Here is an 18,032-nt window from a genome sequence, read left to right on the forward strand (position 1 = left end):
AGGCATGCCGAGTGCCTTCGACGACGACTTCGACGGGCCGGGCCTCGACCGATCGGCCTGGCTCCCCCACTACCTCCCGGCGTGGAGCTCGCTCGCGACCACCGCGGCGGACTTCGAGGTCGCTGACTCCTGCCTGACCCTGCGCATCGGGCCTGACCAGGGTCTGTGGTGCGCCGACGACCACCGGCCGGCGCTGCGCGTCTCGGGCGTGCAGACCGGTAACCACTCGGGGCCCGTCGGCAGCACGATCGGCCAGCAGCCGTTCCGCGAGGGCCTGACGGTGCGGGAGGAGCAGGAGACGTTCTGGGGCTGGACCCCGAGGCTCGCGTCGCTCGAGGTGGTGGCGCGGATGGACCTGTCGCCGCGCTCGATGGCCTCGTGCTGGCTCGTGGGCCGCGAGCTCGACCCCCGCGAGTCGTCCGAGATCTGCCTGTTCGAGGTCTTCGGCGACACGCTCCAGGCGGGCTCCGCGGAGGTGGGCGCCGGTCTGCACGCCTTCCGCGACCCTGACGTTCCCGAGGACTTCGCGACGACGCGGCTGCCGATCGACGTCACCGAGTTCCACACGTACGCCTTCGACTGGACCACCGACGAGGTCCGCTTCTCGGTCGACGGCGAGCCGCTGCGCACCTGTGCAAGCCCGCCGGCCTACCCGATGCAGGTGATCCTCGCGGTCTTCGACTTCCCCGAGCGCGCGCCCGGCGCCGACCCCGATCACGTGCCCACGCTCGTCGTCGACCGCATCCGCGAGACGGCCTGACACGACAACGAGAACCGGGCTACTCCCCGACAGGCTCACCGGCGAGCTCGGCCACGATGTCGAGGTGCCCGAGGTGGCGCGCGTACTCCTGGATGAGGTGGAGCAGGACGCGTTCGAGCGTGGCGGGCTCCCCTCTCCAGTGCGGCCCGGGGCGGCCGACGTCGGCCAGGTCGTGGGCCGCGATCACGGCTCGGCTGCGTGCACCTTGCGTCGCCAGCGCAGCGATGACGTCCTCGGTGGCCTCATCCGGTGCCACGTGCCAGGGCTGGTCCCGCTCGTGGTGGAGTCGGTCACCCCACGGCGCGTCGACCTCGCGGCCCTCGAAGGACCATTCCAGCCAGCGCAGCTCCACGAACGTGAGGTGTTTGACGAGTTCGATCGGGGTCCACCCGGACGACAGACGGCTGCGTCGTCGCTCGTCCTCGTCGAGACCCTCGGTCTTCGCCATCACACGGTCCCGGAAGTAGTCGAGGTAGCGGATCAGGACATCCGCTCGTGAGTCGGCGGGGAGGGACGGGCCCGGGAATTCAGCTTCCACCCGTCCACGATGACACGCCCGAGCCCGCCTCGTGCGCCATCCGCCGCAGCGTCGTCAGCACGGGCTCGTAGAGCAGGGTGCCGACGATGAGCTTCTCCGCGGCGACGATCGGATCGGTCTCGCTGGCGACCCGTGGGACGTCTACGGCCGCCACGGTCGCGGCGGCCTCGGCGTAGGCGTCCAGCACCTCGTCGGTCGCCGGGAAGTCGAGCTCGTCGACGGTGTCGAGCGCGGCCGCAAGGGTTCGGCGGTGCGGGCTGTCGGGCTCGAGGTCCCAGCCGCGCCGGGCGAGCAGGGCATCCACCTGCCGCCGCGACTCATCGGACGGCTCGTCCTGCACGGGCGCCGACAGGTGCCACTGCGTCACGCCGCGCGCCTCGTGCAGCGATCCGGACGCGTCAAGCGCGGCGACCACGGCGCGGACCTCGTCGAGCGCCAGCCCGGCCACATCAGTGAGGGCGCGGACCAGGCGCAACCGCCGCAGGTGCGACTCGTCGTAGCGCGCCCACGTGGCGCCCTCCGTGGCGCCGGGTGGGACGAGACCCGCTCGGAGGTAGTACTTGATCGTCGCGGTCGGCAGCCCGCTGCGTGCGGAGAGTTCGGCGAGGCGCATGACGACATCTTGACAGATGGGATAGTCAAGGTCTCCAATAAATGGGATAGTTCCACTATCCGAACATTGGAGTCCCCATGGAACCCCTGCTCTCCGACGCCTCCCGTCAACTGGCCGGCATCCTCTTCCTCGCGCTCGTGACCGTCGAGACGGGCGGCCTCTACATGGTCCGCATCGTCACGGGTCGCGAGCGCGCCACACCGTTCCAGGAGAAGTTCGCCCGCGCCGGTCACGCGCACGCCGGCGTGCTGCTGGTGCTCGCGCTGGTCTGCCAGCCGTTCGTCGACGCCACCGAGCTCACCGGCATCTGGGAGTGGCTCGCGCGCACCGGCGTCGCGGTGTCGGCACTGCTCATGCCGGGCGGCTTCTTCTTCGCCTCGATGGGCCGCGGTCGCACCGAGCCGAACCGGCTGATCCTTCTCGTCTTCGCCGGTGGCCTCCTGCTGGCGGTCAGTCTCGCCACCCTCGGCGTCGGGTTGCTGACGGCCTGAACCCGGGCGCTCTGAACTGGATGGTGCTTCCCGCGTTGACTCGCGTCCTGTCGGGGTACTTCGTGGGAGGTCCTTCAGGACCGGTGCGGTGGGGGCGCTACTCAGGGAGGCAGCGCCCTCACCTGCACCTCTCCGAGGGCATGGGTCTGTCCAAGTGGCCGAGGTCGCGCCACACTGGGGCTGAGCGCTCCGGGGGAGACACGATGGATGTCAACACGTTCTACGCGGTCTTCTCCGCCACCTGCTTCACGCTGGTCGGGCTGTGGTGGGGCGTGACGCTGCGCGACACCAGTTGGGTGGGCGACCCGGTCCGCCGCCGCGCGATCGGCGGGGTCTACCTCGCGTTCCTGCTGCCGGCACTGATGGGACTGTTCGCGCAGGTCGGCGGCGTGGAGCAGCCCGCCATCTGGAGGGTCAGCTTCATCGTCATCGCCGCGGCCGGCTGCCTGGCGACGGTGCGGCTGCTCACCTCCGACCACGAGCCCGCCCTCACCGCGATCCGGGCCGGCTCCATTGCCGTCTACGTGCTGGTGGCGCTCATGGGTGTCTTCCCCGGCGCCGCCGACCTCGTGGGCCTGCGCCCGATCCAGGCCGAGGCGCTCCTGCTCGTCCTCCTGGTCGCACTCGGGCACGCCCTTGTGTGGCACCACCTGGTGCACGACACGGCGACGAGTTCGGCCTAGGCGGTCGCGGTCCGGTTCCGGACCTCGCGCTCCATCCGCTTCTCGTGACGCTCGCGCCCCTTGATCGCCTCGAGCTCGCGACTCTTCGGCGGCGCCTTCGTCACGAGGTCGTCGAGCAGCCGCCGCGTCGCCTCCGCGATCTCGTCGATCGCCCGCTCGAACGCCTCCGCGTTGGCCTGCGAGGGCCGCGTCGACCCGCTGACCTTCCGCACGAACTGCAGCGCGGCCTCGCGCACCTCGTCATCGGTCGTCGCGGGCTCGAAGTTGTGGAGCACCCTGATGTTTCGGCACATGCTCCGACGGTAACCCCGACTCCCGATCATTGCAGGCACGCACGTTCCTCCTGGAAGGTGAGCGACGTCAGGATTCGTTCGACCTTCGAATAAAGGCAACGATTTTCCTGATCTGAGCTGAGAGTTCAGCACTCATGGGCGTCAATTCGTCCCATCGAGCGACAACTTCGCGGGCTACGGCAGACTTGCTCGCCTTGATGCCCACGTTTGCGAGGGGATTCTCATATTGCTCCCCCGCCCACCGGGGTTTGGCCGCCGGGTGCACTTTCAGCAAGCTCTCATTAAGAAGTTCGTGAGGCACGTAGTTCTCTATCGTGTAGCCCTTGCTGACCCAGATGCCGGCACCAGCATCCATTTCCGCGATTAGCCGTTGCTTGGTGACATTTACGCGTTGACGCGGCTTTTTCTTGTCGGAGTCCAGCACGAGGTACATGTTTTGGTTTAAGCGTCGAAGGGAGATGAACTGCTCGACCGCGCGAACGGAGAGATCGGGATTAAGCCCGGAGAGGTGACTCATCAATGCGCCACCAAAGAACATAATTGAGTAGTCGACGTGTTCAGAAAGCTCGGGCGCGAGGATCGAGATCCAGTGACGGATGTACGTACGGTCAGACGGTCCTTCGACCCAGATCACCGCGTTTGACTGGAGAAGGTCCGAAGCTTGATAACCCAAATCATCACATATTCCAAAGCGTTCGCTCGCCGACGTTGCGAGCGCAACCTCAGTTCGGCCTACTTCCTTGGTGAGGTGGAAGATGCATGCATCGTCGTGATCCAACATGTGTGCCGAGTGGGTAGCGATTAGAAATTGATTGTTGTGTTGCTGAGCAAGATGCCTGACTAACTTCCGTTGCAGCCGCGGGTGTAGATAGACCTCCGGCTCCTCCATCAGAATGAGCGCCTCTGGCATTAGTGCCACGGCCGCCGCAAGAATGACCACTTGTTCGACTCCAGAACCCATGCTCGAGAGCGGGAGCAGCATTCCTCCCTGCCGAATGAGGATCTGACTAGCGTCGTGTGGGATCTCAATAGCCACCTGCTCGTCCTCAAGCACAGTTCGAACGAAGCGCTCGACGTCCTCGAAGGCGAGACGTTCTGACGCAAGTTCAAGTGTTGGATCCTTGAGTCTCTGCAGGCCACGGACTATCCCAGACCCATCCGGGCCAAGGCTGGCGCCCTCTCGAACCTGGCGGGACGCTGGGACGAACGCAACCTTCGGCACTAGATCGACGAAGTTCAGGTGATTGACAATTCGCTGTAGGTCGTCGGTCTCACCTCCGCCTCCTTGATGAGTCAACGCTGACGAAATCTCAGAAAGCGACTGCCGCGACATCCCCCTCTGAGCCTCCGCCAACAGCGACTCCCGCAGCCCCAGACCGCGGGACGTAAGTTCGTATGGGACCCAGATTGAACCGTCCCCGAAGCGATTCATCGCAGAGTTGGCGAAGGCCTGCCAGAGATGATCTGGAACACCGCGGTCGCTAAGTCGTTGCTGAAGTCGATCCTCAGTGCACTCTACGAAGACCGCTATGGGCTGCGCCTCAGCAGCCCCGTAGTAGTCGATTGCTTCGATTGCGTGTTCCTCAGTGGGCGCGAGTCGAAGGAGTAGCCGAAGCACGTTCGACTTGCCCGAGTTGTTGCGCCCGGCCAGGAAGTTCACGCTCCCAAGACCGCTGAAGAACTGTGGAGCCTCCTGCGAAAAACTGCGAAATCCTGCGGTTCCGATTCCGGTGAGAAGCTCCACGGGACAAACTCTCTCAGATTTGGGGCCACCGAATGGAAACTTCGACGGGCCGTATGCGAGAGGCGGGCGAGTCCCACCAGCAGTGCGCGGCCGGCGCATCGCGGGAAGTTGTCGCATTCCACAACCGCGGCGATAGTGCAGTCATGACTCTGCTGCGTCGTGCCCTCGGATCCATACAGCACGCGTACCGGGCCAGCGGGGCGGACCGGCCGTTCGGGGATCCGCTGCCTGCGCACGGGGTTGCGATGGAGGGCTACTTCTGGCGGTTCACCGATCCCGCATCTGGACGCGTGGTGATCGCGCTCAACGGGGTGAACCGGGCGGCCGACGGGACGTGGTCGACGCTCGGGCTCGCGGCGCACCCGAACGGCTTCCTCCACACCACGACCCACCCCGAGGGCCAAGCCGACGAACACGAGCTGGGCGTGACCTCGGGCGACGTGTTCCGCGGCACCACCGACAGCCTGCGGGTCGACCTCGCGCCCAACGCGCGACTCGACGTCCGGATCACGAACCCCGTGCCCTGGCCGCGGCGCAGCTTCGGCGGGTCGAGCATCTTCCAGTCGGTCCCCGGGCTCAACCAGTACTGGCACCCGTGGCTGCTCGGCGGGTCCGCGCACGGCACGGCCGTGGTCGGCGACGAGACCTGGGAGCTCGACGGCTGGTCGGTCTACGCGGAGAAGAACTGGGGCAAGGGCGGGTTCCCCGACTCGTGGTGGTGGGGCCAGGCGCAGGGTTTCGCCGACCCGACGGTGTGCGTCGCGTTCGCCGGCGGCGAGGTCACCGCGGGGCCGCTGCGCACCACCGTCACGGCCGTGGTCGTGCGGCTGCCCGACGGCTCGGTGATCCGCCTCGGCGACCCGGTCGTCTCACCGGTCCACGCGGAGGTCACCGACGAGCGCTGGTCCCTCCACGGCCGCAGCGCGCGGTGGCGCATCGACATCGAGGGATCGGGCAGCCTCGCCAGTGCCCACGTGCTGCCGGTGCCGCTCCCCCTCGAACGGCGCAACGTGCCCGGCGCGATCGAGCACCTCGGCGCGCACATGCGCGTCACGGTGCGGCACCGGGGCAGCGTCGTGTGGGAGGGCGAGTCACACGTCGCCGCGCTCGAGCACGGCGGCATCGACCGGGCGCGCGCCGAGGTCACGCGCCGGGGTCACGGGCCGGACGCCGAGGACGCTCCCCCGACGTCCCGCCCGCTCCCCTGACGGCTCAGAGCGCGGTGACGACCTGCTCGTGCTCGAGGCGCGGCAGGCGGTCGAACCAGGCGTTCTCGCCGGGGTGGCCGATGTTCACGACGACCATCGACTTGTAGCCGGTGCCGGCCAGCAGGTCCTCGTCGATGCCGGCGGCGTCGAACCCGGTCATCGGGCCCGCGGCCAGGCCGGCGGCGCGCACGCCCATCACGAAGTAGCCCACCTGGATGGCGGCGTTGAAGCGCGCGGTGGCCTCACGGGCGTCCGCGTCCGGGAACCAGTCCTTGGCGCCCTCCGCGTGCGGGAAGACGGTGGGCAGGTGCTCGTTGAAGTTCGTGTCGGCGGCCAGCACGGCCACCAGCGGCGCGGACGCCGTCTTGTCGCGGTTGCCGTCCGCCATGTGCTTGAGCAGACGCGAGCGCGCCTCGTCGCTGCGGATCAGCACGACGCGCAGGGGCTGGCAGTTCATCGCGGTCGGCCCGAACTTCACGAGGTCCTGGATGGCCGCGACCTGCTCGTCGGTCACCGGCTCGTCGGTGAAGGAGTTGGCGGTGCGGGCCTCACGGAACAGCAGGTCCTGGGCTTCGGGGGACAGTCGCAGAGAATTGTTCACATTTCAACTAACGCGCCACGCCGAGCCGAGGATTCCACGTCCGGAGCGTGTCTCCGCTCACGTCGAGGGCTGCGAGGATGACGTCATGGACCCCAGCCCGAAGCTGTCGTCGCGTCTCGCGGAGGTCCTCGACGTGCTGCCGCTGCGGCCCGGGCGGCGCGTCCTCGAGATCGGCGGAGCGCCCGGCCCCCTCGCCCGCGCCATCGCCGAGCGCGTGGCGCCGACCGGGTTCGTCCTCGTCGTCGACCGGTCCGAACGCGGCACCGCGGCCACCGAACGGGCCTGCGCAGCCGAGATCCGCGACGGTCTGCTGGGCGTCAGGTGCTCACCCGTGGAGGCGTTCGCTCTCGAGCCCGGCGAGCCCCCGTACGACCTCGCTGTCGCCAACCGCGTGGGCGCCTTCGACGGACGCCAGCCCGCCGTCGCAGCAGCCGCCCTCGAGGCGATCACCGCGGCGACGGTCCCCGGCGCGCCGTTCTACGTCGACGGCCGGGTCTGGGCGTGACCGCTTCGGGCATCCCCGTCTCAGTCAGCTCAGGCCCAGCGGAGGTTCCTCGGATGAAGCCCCTCCACCCAGCTCCATCGCCTCGCGCGCGATCGGCGGCGGGGCGTGGAAGTCGAAGGCGCGGAACAGCACGGCGTGCGCGACGCCCACCCGCCGTCCCTGCATCTTGGTGATGCCCGTGATCATGGGTCGCGGCGGCGGGTGCCCCTCGATGCCCGCGAGGTACTGACCGTGCGCCTCGAGCGACGCGATCCCCTTCTCGAGGGGCTCCCCCGTGACGTCGACGCCGTGAGTCGGCGCCGAGTCGCCGGAGACGAGGAGCCAGCGCGGCGACCACGGCTCGAGCCCCTCCGAGAGCAGCTCGGGGAACACCCACCGGTTGCCGGCGTCGCGCAGCGCGTCGAGGGCCGCCAGTCCGGCGACGCGGTGGTCGGCCTGGTTCAGCCCGGCCACGAACTCGACCTCCCACGAGCCCACCAGCACCGCGTCGGGCCGGAAACGCCGAATCGCGATCGAGATGTCCCGGCGCATCGCCAGTGAGTACTCGAGGATCCCGTCGGGATAGTCGAGGAACTGGACGTCCGAGACGCCCACGATCTTCGACGCCTCGATCTGCTCTTTCTGGCGCAGCTCGGCCGTCTCCTTCGGCGACAGCGCGTCCATGCCGGCCTCGCCGCGGGTCAGCAGCAGGTAGGCGACGTCGACGCCCTCGCTCGTCCACCGCGCGACCGCGGACGACGTGCCGTACTCGACGTCGTCGGGGTGCGCGACGACGCACAGGACGCGCTCGAAGGCATCGGACGGGAGGGGTGGAAGCAGCTCATCGGCGCTCATCCTCGGAGCGTACGCCCGGCCGGGGCCGATGAGACAGGCTCACGGACGGACGACGACCCGCCCCAGCGCCCGCCCCGACATGAGGTGGCGCAGCGCGTCGGGCGCCTGCTCGAGCGGGAACGTGCGGTCGACCACCACGCGCAGCTGCCCCGTCTCCATGAGCTGCGTCAGCGTGCCCATCAGCTCGCGCTTGTCCGGGGAGGCGAACGACGGGCCGCGCAGCTGGGGGTTGACCGCGGAGCGCGCCATGAGCCCGAGCTGGAGCGGGATGCCGCCGAGCCAGTGGTGTCCGCCCGCACCGAACGCGTCGTGGCCGATGAGGAGGTAGCGACCATGCGGGTCGAGCACGCGGCGCACCTCCCGGAACGGATGGTTGCCCGGCACGTCGAAGATGACGTCCCAGCGGTCGCCGCTGCGGGTGAAGTCCTCGGCGGTGTAGTCGATCACGCGGTCGGCGCCGAGCGAGCGGACCAGGTCGAGCTTGCTCGTGTGCTCGACGGCCGTGACCTCTGCGCCGTAGGCCTTGGCGAGCTGCACCGCGATCGCGCCCACTCCCCCGCCGGCCCCGTTGACCAGCACCCGCGACCCCGCCGGCACCCACCGCTGCGGGAGGTTGTTGAGGGCGATGAGGCCGGCCGTCGGCACCGCGGAGGCCTCCTCGAACGTGACACCGGAGGGCTGGTGCGCGAGCCCCACCTCGGGCGCGGTCGCGAACTCGGCCCAGGCGCCGCCGTTGCGCCACTGCACGCCGCGGATCGTCTCGCCGAACACCTCGTCGCCGGGCTGGAACCGGGTGACCTCACGGCCCACGGACTCGACCACGCCCGCGACGTCGGTGCCCGGCACCTGCTGGCGCGGACGCCGGACCCCGGAGCCCATGAGTCGCAGCACGGCGGGCTGCCCGGCCACGACGTGCCACACGTCCGGGTGCACCGACGCGGCCCGCACCCGGACCAGCACCTCGTCGTCAGCGGGCTCCGGGCGAGCGATCTCCCCCACCTGCAGGTCGTCGACGGACCCGTAGTGGGTCTGCAGGACGGCTCTCATGCTCGGCACGGTAGTGGACGGCGGGTCCGTAGTCTGAGCGCCAACCGGTTCCGACCCATGGGAGTGCGCATGACCGACGTCTGGCCGATCGTCCACGCCGAGCGCGATGCGCTGATCGCCGATCTGGAGCAGCTGCCCGCCGCCGCGTGGGACACCCCGTCGCTGTGCGCCGCGTGGACGGTGCACGACGTCGTCGCGCACCTGGTGGACACGGCGCTCACCACGCGCGTCGGCTTCGTCGCCGGACTCGCGCGGGCACGGTTCGACTTCGACCGCCAGAACGATCGGGGTGTCCAGCGACACCGCGGCGCGACTCCCGCGGAGACCTTCCAAGCGCTCCGCTCCGTCGCCCGGCGCACGACCACGCCGCCGGCACCGCTCGACAGCCGGCTCGTGGAGGCGATCGTCCACGGCGAGGACATCCGGCGGCCGCTCGGCATCGCGCACACCTACCCGCTCGAGGCCGTCGAGCGGGCGATCCGCCTCCAGGCCCGCACACCACGGTCGTTCGGTGGCGGGAAGGAGCTCCTCACGCACGCGCGCCTCACGGCGACGGACTCGGACGTCGCGATCGGCGACGGCCTCGAGGTGCGTGGCCTGGCGCTGTCCCTCCTGCTCGTGCTGACGGGACGGACGATCGCGCTCGACGACCTCGAGGGCCCGGGGCTGGAGCCGCTGACCGCGGCGCTCGGCTGACCGTCACCCGACCTCGTTCGCCAGGCGCAGAACCGCGTCGGCGACGGGCGCTCCGAACATGACGGAGTCGTTGTGGTCGGCCGTCAGCACGACGCGCTCGAACAGCGCCGGCGCCTCGTCCGCGACCTGCTCGCTGAGCGCGGTGGGGACGATCGAGTCGCGGTTCCCGTAGATCACCGTGACGGGGACGTCGCTGTCCGCCAGGTGCTCGCTCACCGGGAACCGGTCACGCAGCAGCAGGCGCACCGGCAGCCAGGGATAGTGGTGCGCCCCGACGTCGGCGAGCTCCGTGAACGGCGACCGAAGCACCACGCCCGCCGGAGGCCTCCTGGCCTGGAGCGCCGCCACGACGCCGGTGCCGAGCGACTCGCCGAAGTGGATGGTCCGCTCGGGCGGGTAGCCGAGCTCCTCCAGCGCAGCCGCGGCGGCGTCCGCGTCGGCGGCGAGCCCCGACTCGCTCGGCCGGCCCGGGTTGCCGCCGTAGCCGCGGTAGTCCATCAGCAGGACCGCGAGCCCCCGACGGCTCAGCTCCTTCGCGAACTCGGCACGGCTCAGCCGGTTCCCACCGTTGCCCGGAGCGACGAGGACCGCCAGGCCTGTGTCCGTCGCCTCCGCCGCCGGGACGAACCAGGCTCCGAGGTCGAGCCCGTCCTCCGTGCGGAGGGTGACGTCACGAGCGCCGTCGACGACCTCCGCGGCCGACGGCACCGGCTCGGAGTCGGGGAAGTAAATCAGCTGGCGCTGCAGGAACCACACGGCGAGCACCCCCGTCCCGACGATCAGCAGCGTCACGAGAAGGACCACCATCAGCCTCCTGCTCAGCGGCGAGGTCATCCCTCATGCTCGCGGCCGGACCCGGCAGGGGCAACCGCGCGACCGAACAGCTGGGGAACCGGACGGAAAGTTGAGTCGCTGAGGCCCATATGTGGGCCGAATCGACCCATCGTTCGGACGGCCGGGTCAGTGCGCGGGTCGCGAGGCCAGGGTGGCCGTGTCGGTGTTCGCGCCGCACACCACGACCGCGACGCGCTCGCCGGGCCGCGGCACGTACCGCCCGGAGTGCAGCGCCGCGTAGGCCGCGGCGGCGCCGTGCTCGGACGGCACGCGGAACTCGTCCCACAGCGCCGACCGGGCCGCGACGATCTCGTCGTCGGTGACCATGACCGGAACCGGCGCCTCGGCCTCGACCGCCGCGAACGCGAGGTCGCCGAGGCGGCGCGCGCCCAGCGAGTCGGACGCCACTCCCGAGACGGACACGTCGACCGGCCCGCCGGCCTCCATCGCGCGGTGCAGCGTGGGGCACAGCTCGGGCTCGACCGCGACCACCCGGGCCCGGCCGCGCGCCGAGGCCGCGACGCCGGCGAACAGCCCGCCGCCCCCGACCGCGACGACGATCGTGTCGATCGACGGCTCGTCCTCGAGGATCTCCTCGGCCAGCGTCCCGGCACCCGCCGCGACCTCGACCTGGTCGTAGGCGTGCGCGAGCACGGCCCCCGACTGCTCCGCGAAGTCGACGGACGCCCGGTACGCCTCGGCGAACTCACTGCCGACCCGCCGCACCTCGGCCCCGTACGCGGCGATGCGGTCGACCTTCACCTGGGGCGCCGACTCGGGCACGAAGACGGTGGCCTTGAGGCCCAGCTCGCGGGCCGCGAAGGCCTGCGCCAGCCCGGCGTTCCCGCCCGAGGCAACGACGATGCCGGCCTCGGTGATCTCCCCTGCCTCGACGCCGGCGAGCTGCCGGTTGAACGCCCCGCGCGTCTTGAACACACCGCAGTGCTGGAGTTGCTCGAGCTTCAGCCACAGCGAACCGTCGGCGGACGCCCGCCACAACGGCGTGCGCCGCACGCGGCCCTCGATGCGCTCCGCTGCTGCCTGCACGTCCTGCCTGGTGACCGTCACCGGTCCAGTATCGCGACCGGCCACGAGGCGATCAGAGGGAGTCGAGGACGACGGGGTCCTCGCACGCGCGCGCCCACGCCGCGATCCTCGCGCGGATCTCGCGACCCAGCAGCCATTGGCCGATCGGCTCAGCCACGAAGCGCAGCCACGACGGGCGCACCGAGTAGGTGTACTTCCAGACGGCGCGCGTGCCGTCGCGCCCGTCCCGGACGTCGGGCACGAACCGCCAGCCGCCGCCGAACGACGCGAAGAACCAGGGGCCGGTCACCATCGTCATGCCCACCGAGGTCGGTGGGCGGTACGAGACGTACTCCGAGACCATCCGCGGTCCGACTCGGGCGCGCGTGTGCGTGCGCACGCCCTTCGCAGGACGGTCGGCGTCGATCAGGTGCTGCTCACGGATGAACGGGTCCCAGCGCATCCGGACGGCGCCCGTGGTCTGTGAGACCGCGAACGCCGTGTCGGGCGGGACCGGGACCCACGCCTCCGCCGTGACCTGGGGCATCGAGCCTCAGTGACCCCCGCCGATGGCCGCCGGTCCGGCCTCGCGACGGATGTCGATGACATGGCCGGTCATGGAGGCGACCAGCACGTCGAGCGAGCGGCGGGCGACCTCCTCCGACGACAGCAGCGTGCCCTCGGGCTCCTCGCCGAACGCCTTGGTGCGCATCGGGGTGCCGGTGCGCTCGGGATTCACGCAGTTCACGCGCACCTCGCCGGCCCACTCGTCGGCCAGCGCCTGGGTGAGATTCACGGTGGCGGCCTTCGCCGACGAGTACAGCGAGTAGCCCTTGCGGCCGCGCGTGTACGACGAGGACGTGAAGAGCAGCAGCGAGCCGTTCGAGTCGGCCAGCAGCGGCCGGAACTCCTGCGCGATGAAGATCGGCGCGAGGTAGTTGATCTCGGTGGCGGCCCAGATCGTCTCCTCCGACGTGTCCGCGAGGTCGCCGATCGGCAGGACGCCCGCGGTGTTCACGACGTAGTCGACGCGCCCGGCCTTCTCGATGACCTCACGGGCCGCCTCGGCGACGTCCTCACGGCGGTCGACGTGCGTGCCCGTGGACGAGCGCGAGAACGCGAACACCTGGGCGCCGTACGACTCGGCCAGCTTCGCGATGTCGCCGCCGATCCCGTAGGAGCCGCCGAACACGACCATCGTCTTGCCCTCGAGCGCGGCCCGGTACCCCTCGTCGTCGAGCTCCTCCGGCGTCTCGGCCGAGGCCAGCTGGAAGAGCTTGTCGGCGATGTAGACGTCGATCGGCTCGGTGACCTTCATGTTCCGCTCGTGCCCCTGGACGACCGCGATCGGCACGTCGGGGCGGTAGCGCAGCACGACGGTGCAATCGTCGGTGGCGGTGAAGTCGGGGTCCTGCCAGGCCTTCTCGTAGGCGTCGCGGATGATCGACGCGCGGAACGCCTGCGGGGTCTGGCCGCGGCGCAGCAGGTCGCGGCGCAGCACGTCGGAGATCGTGTCGAGGTCGCCGGAGCGCTCGTCGTGCACCTGCACCACGGTGTCGGCCGACGGGATCGCCGTGTCGACGGCCTCGTACGTGCCGAGCGCCTCGACGACGTCGGTGATGATCTTCTGCGACACGAGCGGGCGGACGGCGTCGTGGAAGAGGACGTTGCACTCGTCCTCGCCGAGCGCCTTCAGCGCCAGGCTGGTGGTCTCGTTGCGGGTCGAGCCGCCCTCGAGGACCTGCGTGACCTTCGGGTACGCGCCGTCGCGGACGATTGCGTGCACCGGATCGAGGTGGCCCTGCGCCATCAGGATGATGATCTCGTCGACCGAGTCGGCGGCCTGGAACACGGAGATCGTGTGCTCGAGGATCGTCTTGCCGGCGATCTTGATGAGCTGCTTCGGGATGGCCAGACCCACCCGGGTCCCGGTGCCACCGGCGAGGATCACGGCCACGTTGCGCAATTCGGTCACCCGTCGAGGCTACCGGTGAGGCGTCACGGGATCTCGGTACACCGTCTCGCTGCGCTCGCCGGCACTCGATCACCGGCGGCCGAGGGCCATATCGAGACCATGGGCACGGAGCCGGTGGTCGAGTAGCTCACGAGCGCAGCGAGGGGCGTATCGAGACCACGGCCACGGAGCCGTTGGTCGAGTAGCTCACGAGCGCAGCGAGGGGCGTATCGAGACCATGCTCAGGCGCCGGGGCGGATGACCGCGTCCTGCTGCTGCTTCTTCCAGGCGCGGAAGCCCTCCTCGGTCTCGCCGCAGCGCCAGTAGGCCGAGACGGAGATGTCGGGGCGGGCCACGCGCCCGTCCATCAGGTAGGGCCGCACGGACTTCAGCAGCGCCGACTCCCCGTGCACGAAGGCCTGCACCCGACCCTCGGGCCACGCCCACGCGCGCACCGCCTGGTCGAGCAGCGTGGTGGAGCCGGGCGCGTCGCCGTCGCGGTACAGCCAGTTCACGTCGACGCTCGCCGGGCTGGGCAGGTCGATCTCGTGCCCGGGTCCGTCGACCTCGATGAAGGCCGTAGCGGCGGCATCGGGCTCGAGCGCCTCGATCGACGCGGCGATCGCCGGCAGCGCCGCCTCGTCGCCCACGAAGAGGTGGTGGTCGGCGTCGGGGCTGGGTCGGTAGGCACCACCGGGGCCGCGGAACCGCAGCGTGTCCCCGGGCTTGGCGCGCAGCGCCCACGGGCCGGCCAGGCCCTCGGTGCCGTGCGTGACGAAGTCGATCGCGAGCTCGCCGGCCGCGGCGTCGACCCACCGCACCGTGTAGGTGCGCAGCACCGTGTCGTCACCATCGGCGAAGACGAGCTTGACGTAGGTGTCGGTCGACTCCAGGTGGTGCGCGAGGTACTCCTCGAACGCGGGACCGCCGAGCACCACGCGGCGCAGTCGCGGCGCCAGGTCCTCGGTGCGACGAACGATCAGTTCAACCTCGGTCTTCTGAGCCACGCTGTGTAGCCTAAACCGCGTGACCAACGGCCTCGATCCATCGACCTTCGACTCCCAGATCCGCCCCCAGGACGACTTGTTCCGACACGTGAACGGGCCGTGGCTGCGCGAGACGCCGATCAAGCCCGACCGGGCCACCGCGGGAGGGTTCGTCGATCTGGTCGACGAGGCCGAGATCCTGGTCCGCTCGATCGTCGAGAAGGCCGCCGCCAAGCCGCAGGACGACGAGCAGCGCAAGATCGGCGACCTCTTCGCCAGCTTCATGGACACCGAGCGCATCGAGCAGCTCGGCGCCGCACCGCTGGCCGACGACCTCGCCCGCATCGACGCGATCGACTCGGTGCCCTCACTGGTCCGCACCCTCGGCACGCTGGAGCGCGAGGGCGTCAACAGCATCATCGGCCTCTACATCGCCCCCGACCGTGGGAACCCCGACCGCTACGTCACGCACGTCGTGCAGGCCGGCATCGGGCTGCCCGACGAGTCGTACTACCGCGACGAGCAGTTCGCCGACGTCCGCGATGCCTACCGCGACCACATCGCCACGATGCTCGAGCTCGCCGGCCTCTCCGACGCCAGCGAGCGCGCCGACCGCGTGCTCGATCTCGAGACCCGCATCGCGTCGCACCACTGGGACCGCGTCGCCGTGCGCGACGCCCAGAAGACCTACAACCTCAAGACCCTCGATGAGCTCGGCGCGCTGACGCCCGCGTTCGACTGGCGCGCCTGGGCCGAGGCGGCCGGCATCGAGCAGGCCGTGCTGGCCGAGGCGGTCGTCTCGCAGCCGTCCTACCTCGAGGGCCTCCAGACCCTCCTCTCCGACGACGTCCTGCCCGCGTGGCAGGACTGGCTGCGCTGGCAGCTGGTGCACGGCGCGGCGCCGTTCCTGTCCGACGACTTCGTCGAGGAGAACTTCGCGTTCTACGGCAAGACCCTCCAGGGCACCGACGAGCTGCGCCCGCGGTGGAAGCGTGCCATCGGCTTCGTCGAGGGCTCGATGGGCGAGGCCGTCGGCAAGATCTACGTCCGCACCGAGTACCCCGCCGAGGCGAAGTCGCGCATGGAGGAGCTCATCGCGAACCTGCTCGAGGCCTACCGGATCAGCATCCGCGAGCTGCCCTGGATGAGCGACGAGACCAAGCAGCGCGCCCTGGCCAAGCTGGACGCGTTCACCCCGAAGATCGGGCACCCCGAGAGCTTCAAGGACTACGAGGCGCTCGAGACCGACCCGACCGACCTGGTCGGCAACGCCCGCCGGGCGCAGTCGGTGGCGATGGACCGCGAGCTGGCCAAGATCGGCCAGCCGATCGACCGCGACGAGTGGTACATGACGCCGCAGACGGTCAACGCCTACTACAACCCGACGATGAACGAGATCGTCTTCCCCGCCGCCATCCTGCAGCCGCCGTTCTTCGACGCGCAGGCCGACGACGCGGTGAACTACGGCGCGATCGGCTCGGTCATCGGCCACGAGATCGGCCACGGCTTCGACGACCAGGGCTCGCAGTACGACGGCACCGGCGCGCTGAGCAACTGGTGGACCGACGAGGACCGCGCGGCCTTCGACGCCCTCGCCGCGCGGATCATCGCGCAGTACGACGACCTCAGCCCCGAGAACGCCGACGGCCAGACGGTCAACGGCGCGCTCACGATCGGCGAGAACATCGGCGACCTCGGCGGCCTGGGCATCGCCCACCTCGCGTTCCGGCTGGCGCAGCAGGACAAGCCCGCGGAGCCCATCGACGGGCTCACCCCCGACCAGCGCTTCTTCCTGGCGTGGGCGCGCGCGTGGCAGGGCAAGGTGCGCCCGGCCGAGACGATCCGCCGCCTCACGGTCGACCCGCACTCGCCGCCGGAGTTCCGCTGCAACCAGGTCGTCAGCAACATCGACGCCTTCTACGAGGCCTTCGACGTGACGCCGGACGACGCCCTGTGGCTCGACCCGGCCGAGCGCGTCACGATCTGGGCCTGAGGTGACCTGGCCCGCGCAGCGCCGCACCGTCGGCACGCTGGCCCTCGCCCAGGTGGTCGGCGGCATCGGCAACGGTGCCGGGCTCGCGGTCGGTGCCCTGCTGATCGAGGACGTCACGGGCTCGGCCGGCTGGGCCGGTCTCTCCGTCGTCGCGATGACGCTGGGCGCCGCCGGCTTCACCATTCCGCTGTCGAACTTTGCGGTGCACCGTGGGCGCCGGCCCGCGCTGACGGCCGGCTGGCTGGGTGGTGCCCTGGGTGCCGTCACGGTCGTCATCGGTGCCGAGCTGGCCTCGCTGCCGCTGCTGCTGCTCGGGTTTCTGCTGTTCGGCTCCAGCACGGCGGCCAACCTCCAGTCGAGGTTCGCCGCCGCCGATCGTGCCGAGCCCGCAGCCGTGGGCCGCTCGATCTCGCTCGTCGTGTGGGCCACCACCATCGGATCGGTGGCCGGCCCGAACCTCACGGGTCCGGGTGCCTCCGTGGCCCGCGCCCTCGGCATCCCCGAGCTCGCCGGTCCGCAGGTGTTCTCCGCCGTCGCGTTCACGGGCGCCGGGCTGCTGACGTGGTTGCTGCTGCGACCCGATCCGCTCGACCGTCGCGACGCCGCCGCCCCGCCCCCGCCGCGGATCGCCGCCGCACTCCCCCACGTCCGCGGCACCACCGCCGTCGCGATCGCCTCGGTGGCCCTGTCGCACGCGGTCATGGTGGCGGTCATGGCGCTCACCCCGGTGCACATGTCGGGCCACGGCGCCTCGCTGTCGATCATCGGCTTCACCATCAGCCTGCACATCGCGGGCATGTTCGCCCTCTCGCCCCTCTTCGGCTGGATGACCGACCGCTGGGGTGCCGAGCCCACGATCCTGATGGGCCAGGCGGTACTGATCCTCGCGTGCGGCATCGCCGGCACGGCCGGGGAGTCCAACGTGCAGATCACGGTCGGCCTGGTGCTGCTGGGCGTCGGCTGGTCGATGTCGGTCATCGCGGGCGCCGCCCTGCTCACGCGCAGCGTCGACGCCGAGGTCAGGCCTCTTGTCCAGGGGTTCAGCGACCTGACGATGAACCTCGCCGGCGCGGCCGGTGGACTCGTGGCCGGCGTGGTGGTGGCGCTGTGGAGCTTCGGTGCGCTGAGCGGCGTGGCGGCCCTGCTGACGCTGCCGGTCGTCGCGGCGATCCTGATGGCCTCGCGACCGCCGGCCCGCAGTCTCACCTGACGAGAAGGCCCAACAT

At 70.3% G+C, this 18,032-nt stretch carries 20 protein-coding genes; 8 read left to right on the top strand and 12 right to left on the bottom strand.

Annotation, left to right across the window (positions count from 1 at the left end; genetic code table 11):
* Positions 1-4: 4 nt before the first annotated feature.
* The gene (locus tag ACY1JX_RS05300) at positions 5-760 is read left to right on the top strand and encodes a glycoside hydrolase family 16 protein (RefSeq protein WP_462565449.1); all 756 of its coding nucleotides are present in this window, start codon (positions 5-7) and stop codon (positions 758-760) included.
* 19 nt (positions 761-779) lie between these two features.
* On the opposite strand, the gene ACY1JX_RS05305 is transcribed toward ACY1JX_RS05300, so the two are convergent.
* Together ACY1JX_RS05305 and ACY1JX_RS05310 are read right to left on the bottom strand one after the other, a co-directional pair.
* Positions 780-1,298, bottom strand: coding sequence for a DinB family protein (locus tag ACY1JX_RS05305; protein WP_462565450.1), 519 nt, complete (start codon positions 1,296-1,298; stop codon positions 780-782).
* Positions 1,288-1,911 (bottom strand): MerR family transcriptional regulator, encoded by a 624-nt coding sequence (locus ACY1JX_RS05310; RefSeq protein WP_462565451.1) that lies wholly within the window; start codon positions 1,909-1,911, stop codon positions 1,288-1,290. Before ACY1JX_RS05310 ends, ACY1JX_RS05305 begins: the two co-directional genes overlap by 11 nt.
* Before the next feature lie 77 nt (positions 1,912-1,988).
* On the opposite strand from ACY1JX_RS05310, the gene ACY1JX_RS05315 reads away from it, so the two are divergent.
* On the top strand, positions 1,989-2,402 hold the full coding sequence (locus tag ACY1JX_RS05315) for a hypothetical protein (protein ID WP_286929577.1): 414 nt from the start codon (positions 1,989-1,991) through the stop codon (positions 2,400-2,402).
* A gap of 203 nt (positions 2,403-2,605) precedes the next feature.
* Positions 2,606-3,085: a hypothetical protein gene (locus ACY1JX_RS05320; RefSeq protein WP_286929576.1), complete on the top strand. Its 480-nt coding sequence runs from the start codon at positions 2,606-2,608 to the stop codon at positions 3,083-3,085.
* Here the strand turns inward: ACY1JX_RS05320 and ACY1JX_RS05325 are convergent.
* The gene (locus ACY1JX_RS05325) at positions 3,082-3,378 is read right to left on the bottom strand and encodes a DUF2277 domain-containing protein (protein WP_181755227.1); all 297 of its coding nucleotides are present in this window, start codon (positions 3,376-3,378) and stop codon (positions 3,082-3,084) included. The genes ACY1JX_RS05320 and ACY1JX_RS05325 overlap by 4 nt on opposite strands.
* A 67-nt stretch (positions 3,379-3,445) precedes the next feature.
* The gene (locus tag ACY1JX_RS05330) at positions 3,446-5,122 is read right to left on the bottom strand and encodes an ATP-dependent nuclease (RefSeq protein ID WP_286929575.1); all 1,677 of its coding nucleotides are present in this window, start codon (positions 5,120-5,122) and stop codon (positions 3,446-3,448) included.
* Between the two features lie 143 nt (positions 5,123-5,265).
* Here ACY1JX_RS05330 and ACY1JX_RS05335 point away from each other — a divergent pair, with 143 nt between their 5' ends.
* Entirely contained in the window at positions 5,266-6,330 is a 1,065-nt protein-coding gene (locus tag ACY1JX_RS05335) for a tocopherol cyclase family protein (protein WP_462565452.1), read from the top strand.
* A gap of 4 nt (positions 6,331-6,334) precedes the next feature.
* Here the strand turns inward: ACY1JX_RS05335 and ACY1JX_RS05340 are convergent, their stop codons facing one another.
* A complete protein-coding gene (locus ACY1JX_RS05340; protein ID WP_462565453.1) occupies positions 6,335-6,931 on the bottom strand; it encodes a malonic semialdehyde reductase in 597 nt (198 codons plus the stop codon).
* Positions 6,932-7,016: 85 nt separating this feature from the next.
* Between ACY1JX_RS05340 and ACY1JX_RS05345 the strand changes: the two genes are divergently transcribed.
* Complete coding sequence (locus ACY1JX_RS05345) at positions 7,017-7,436, top strand: methyltransferase domain-containing protein (RefSeq protein ID WP_462565454.1); 420 nt, start codon at positions 7,017-7,019, stop codon at positions 7,434-7,436.
* Between the two features lie 24 nt (positions 7,437-7,460).
* On the opposite strand, the gene ACY1JX_RS05350 is transcribed toward ACY1JX_RS05345, so the two are convergent.
* Together ACY1JX_RS05350 and ACY1JX_RS05355 are read right to left on the bottom strand one after the other, a co-directional pair.
* Positions 7,461-8,270 (bottom strand): PIG-L deacetylase family protein, encoded by an 810-nt coding sequence (locus tag ACY1JX_RS05350; protein ID WP_462565455.1) that lies wholly within the window; start codon positions 8,268-8,270, stop codon positions 7,461-7,463.
* A 39-nt stretch (positions 8,271-8,309) separates the two neighbouring features.
* Positions 8,310-9,317 carry an NAD(P)-dependent alcohol dehydrogenase gene (locus ACY1JX_RS05355; protein WP_462565456.1) on the bottom strand — a complete coding sequence of 336 codons (1,008 nt, stop codon included), beginning with the start codon at positions 9,315-9,317 and terminating at the stop codon, positions 8,310-8,312.
* A 69-nt stretch (positions 9,318-9,386) separates the two neighbouring features.
* Between ACY1JX_RS05355 and ACY1JX_RS05360 the strand changes: the two genes are divergently transcribed.
* Positions 9,387-10,013 (top strand): maleylpyruvate isomerase family mycothiol-dependent enzyme, encoded by a 627-nt coding sequence (locus ACY1JX_RS05360; protein WP_462565457.1) that lies wholly within the window; start codon positions 9,387-9,389, stop codon positions 10,011-10,013.
* Positions 10,014-10,016: 3 nt separating this feature from the next.
* On the opposite strand, the gene ACY1JX_RS05365 is transcribed toward ACY1JX_RS05360, so the two are convergent.
* The 5 genes from ACY1JX_RS05365 to ACY1JX_RS05385 form a co-directional block, all read right to left on the bottom strand.
* Positions 10,017-10,820, bottom strand: coding sequence for an alpha/beta hydrolase (locus tag ACY1JX_RS05365; protein WP_462565458.1), 804 nt, complete (start codon positions 10,818-10,820; stop codon positions 10,017-10,019).
* A 153-nt stretch (positions 10,821-10,973) separates the two neighbouring features.
* Positions 10,974-11,915 carry a threonine/serine dehydratase gene (locus tag ACY1JX_RS05370; protein ID WP_462565459.1) on the bottom strand — a complete coding sequence of 314 codons (942 nt, stop codon included), beginning with the start codon at positions 11,913-11,915 and terminating at the stop codon, positions 10,974-10,976.
* A gap of 31 nt (positions 11,916-11,946) precedes the next feature.
* The gene (locus tag ACY1JX_RS05375; protein ID WP_181755217.1) at positions 11,947-12,420 is read right to left on the bottom strand and encodes an SRPBCC family protein; all 474 of its coding nucleotides are present in this window, start codon (positions 12,418-12,420) and stop codon (positions 11,947-11,949) included.
* Positions 12,421-12,426: 6 nt separating this feature from the next.
* Entirely contained in the window at positions 12,427-13,848 is a 1,422-nt protein-coding gene (locus ACY1JX_RS05380; RefSeq protein ID WP_462565460.1) for an SDR family NAD(P)-dependent oxidoreductase, read from the bottom strand.
* Between the two features lie 221 nt (positions 13,849-14,069).
* Positions 14,070-14,834, bottom strand: coding sequence for a siderophore-interacting protein (locus tag ACY1JX_RS05385; RefSeq protein WP_462565461.1), 765 nt, complete (start codon positions 14,832-14,834; stop codon positions 14,070-14,072).
* Positions 14,835-14,853: 19 nt separating this feature from the next.
* Here ACY1JX_RS05385 and ACY1JX_RS05390 point away from each other — a divergent pair, with 19 nt between their 5' ends.
* A complete protein-coding gene (locus ACY1JX_RS05390) occupies positions 14,854-16,806 on the top strand; it encodes a M13 family metallopeptidase (protein ID WP_462565462.1) in 1,953 nt (650 codons plus the stop codon).
* Position 16,807: 1 nt separating this feature from the next.
* Complete coding sequence (locus ACY1JX_RS05395; protein WP_462565463.1) at positions 16,808-18,016, top strand: MFS transporter; 1,209 nt, start codon at positions 16,808-16,810, stop codon at positions 18,014-18,016.
* Positions 18,017-18,032 lie beyond the last annotated feature (16 nt).

The sequence above is a fragment of the Aeromicrobium sp. JP4 genome, from assembly GCF_054957925.1.

Bases quoted from the DNA above. Each gene is read 5' to 3' on its own strand.
- ACY1JX_RS05300 (WP_462565449.1), top strand. From the start codon at position 5: ATGCCGAGTGCCTTCGACGACGACTTCGACGGGCCGGGCCTCGACCGA.
- ACY1JX_RS05310 (WP_462565451.1), bottom strand. From the start codon at position 1,911: ATGCGCCTCGCCGAACTCTCCGCACGCAGCGGGCTGCCGACCGCGACG.
- ACY1JX_RS05315 (WP_286929577.1), top strand. From the start codon at position 1,989: ATGGAACCCCTGCTCTCCGACGCCTCCCGTCAACTGGCCGGCATCCTC.
- ACY1JX_RS05320 (WP_286929576.1), top strand. From the start codon at position 2,606: ATGGATGTCAACACGTTCTACGCGGTCTTCTCCGCCACCTGCTTCACG.
- ACY1JX_RS05325 (WP_181755227.1), bottom strand. From the start codon at position 3,378: ATGTGCCGAAACATCAGGGTGCTCCACAACTTCGAGCCCGCGACGACC.
- ACY1JX_RS05335 (WP_462565452.1), top strand. From the start codon at position 5,266: ATGACTCTGCTGCGTCGTGCCCTCGGATCCATACAGCACGCGTACCGG.
- ACY1JX_RS05345 (WP_462565454.1), top strand. From the start codon at position 7,017: ATGGACCCCAGCCCGAAGCTGTCGTCGCGTCTCGCGGAGGTCCTCGAC.
- ACY1JX_RS05350 (WP_462565455.1), bottom strand. From the start codon at position 8,270: ATGAGCGCCGATGAGCTGCTTCCACCCCTCCCGTCCGATGCCTTCGAG.
- ACY1JX_RS05355 (WP_462565456.1), bottom strand. From the start codon at position 9,317: ATGAGAGCCGTCCTGCAGACCCACTACGGGTCCGTCGACGACCTGCAG.
- ACY1JX_RS05360 (WP_462565457.1), top strand. From the start codon at position 9,387: ATGACCGACGTCTGGCCGATCGTCCACGCCGAGCGCGATGCGCTGATC.
- ACY1JX_RS05365 (WP_462565458.1), bottom strand. From the start codon at position 10,820: ATGGTGGTCCTTCTCGTGACGCTGCTGATCGTCGGGACGGGGGTGCTC.
- ACY1JX_RS05375 (WP_181755217.1), bottom strand. From the start codon at position 12,420: ATGCCCCAGGTCACGGCGGAGGCGTGGGTCCCGGTCCCGCCCGACACG.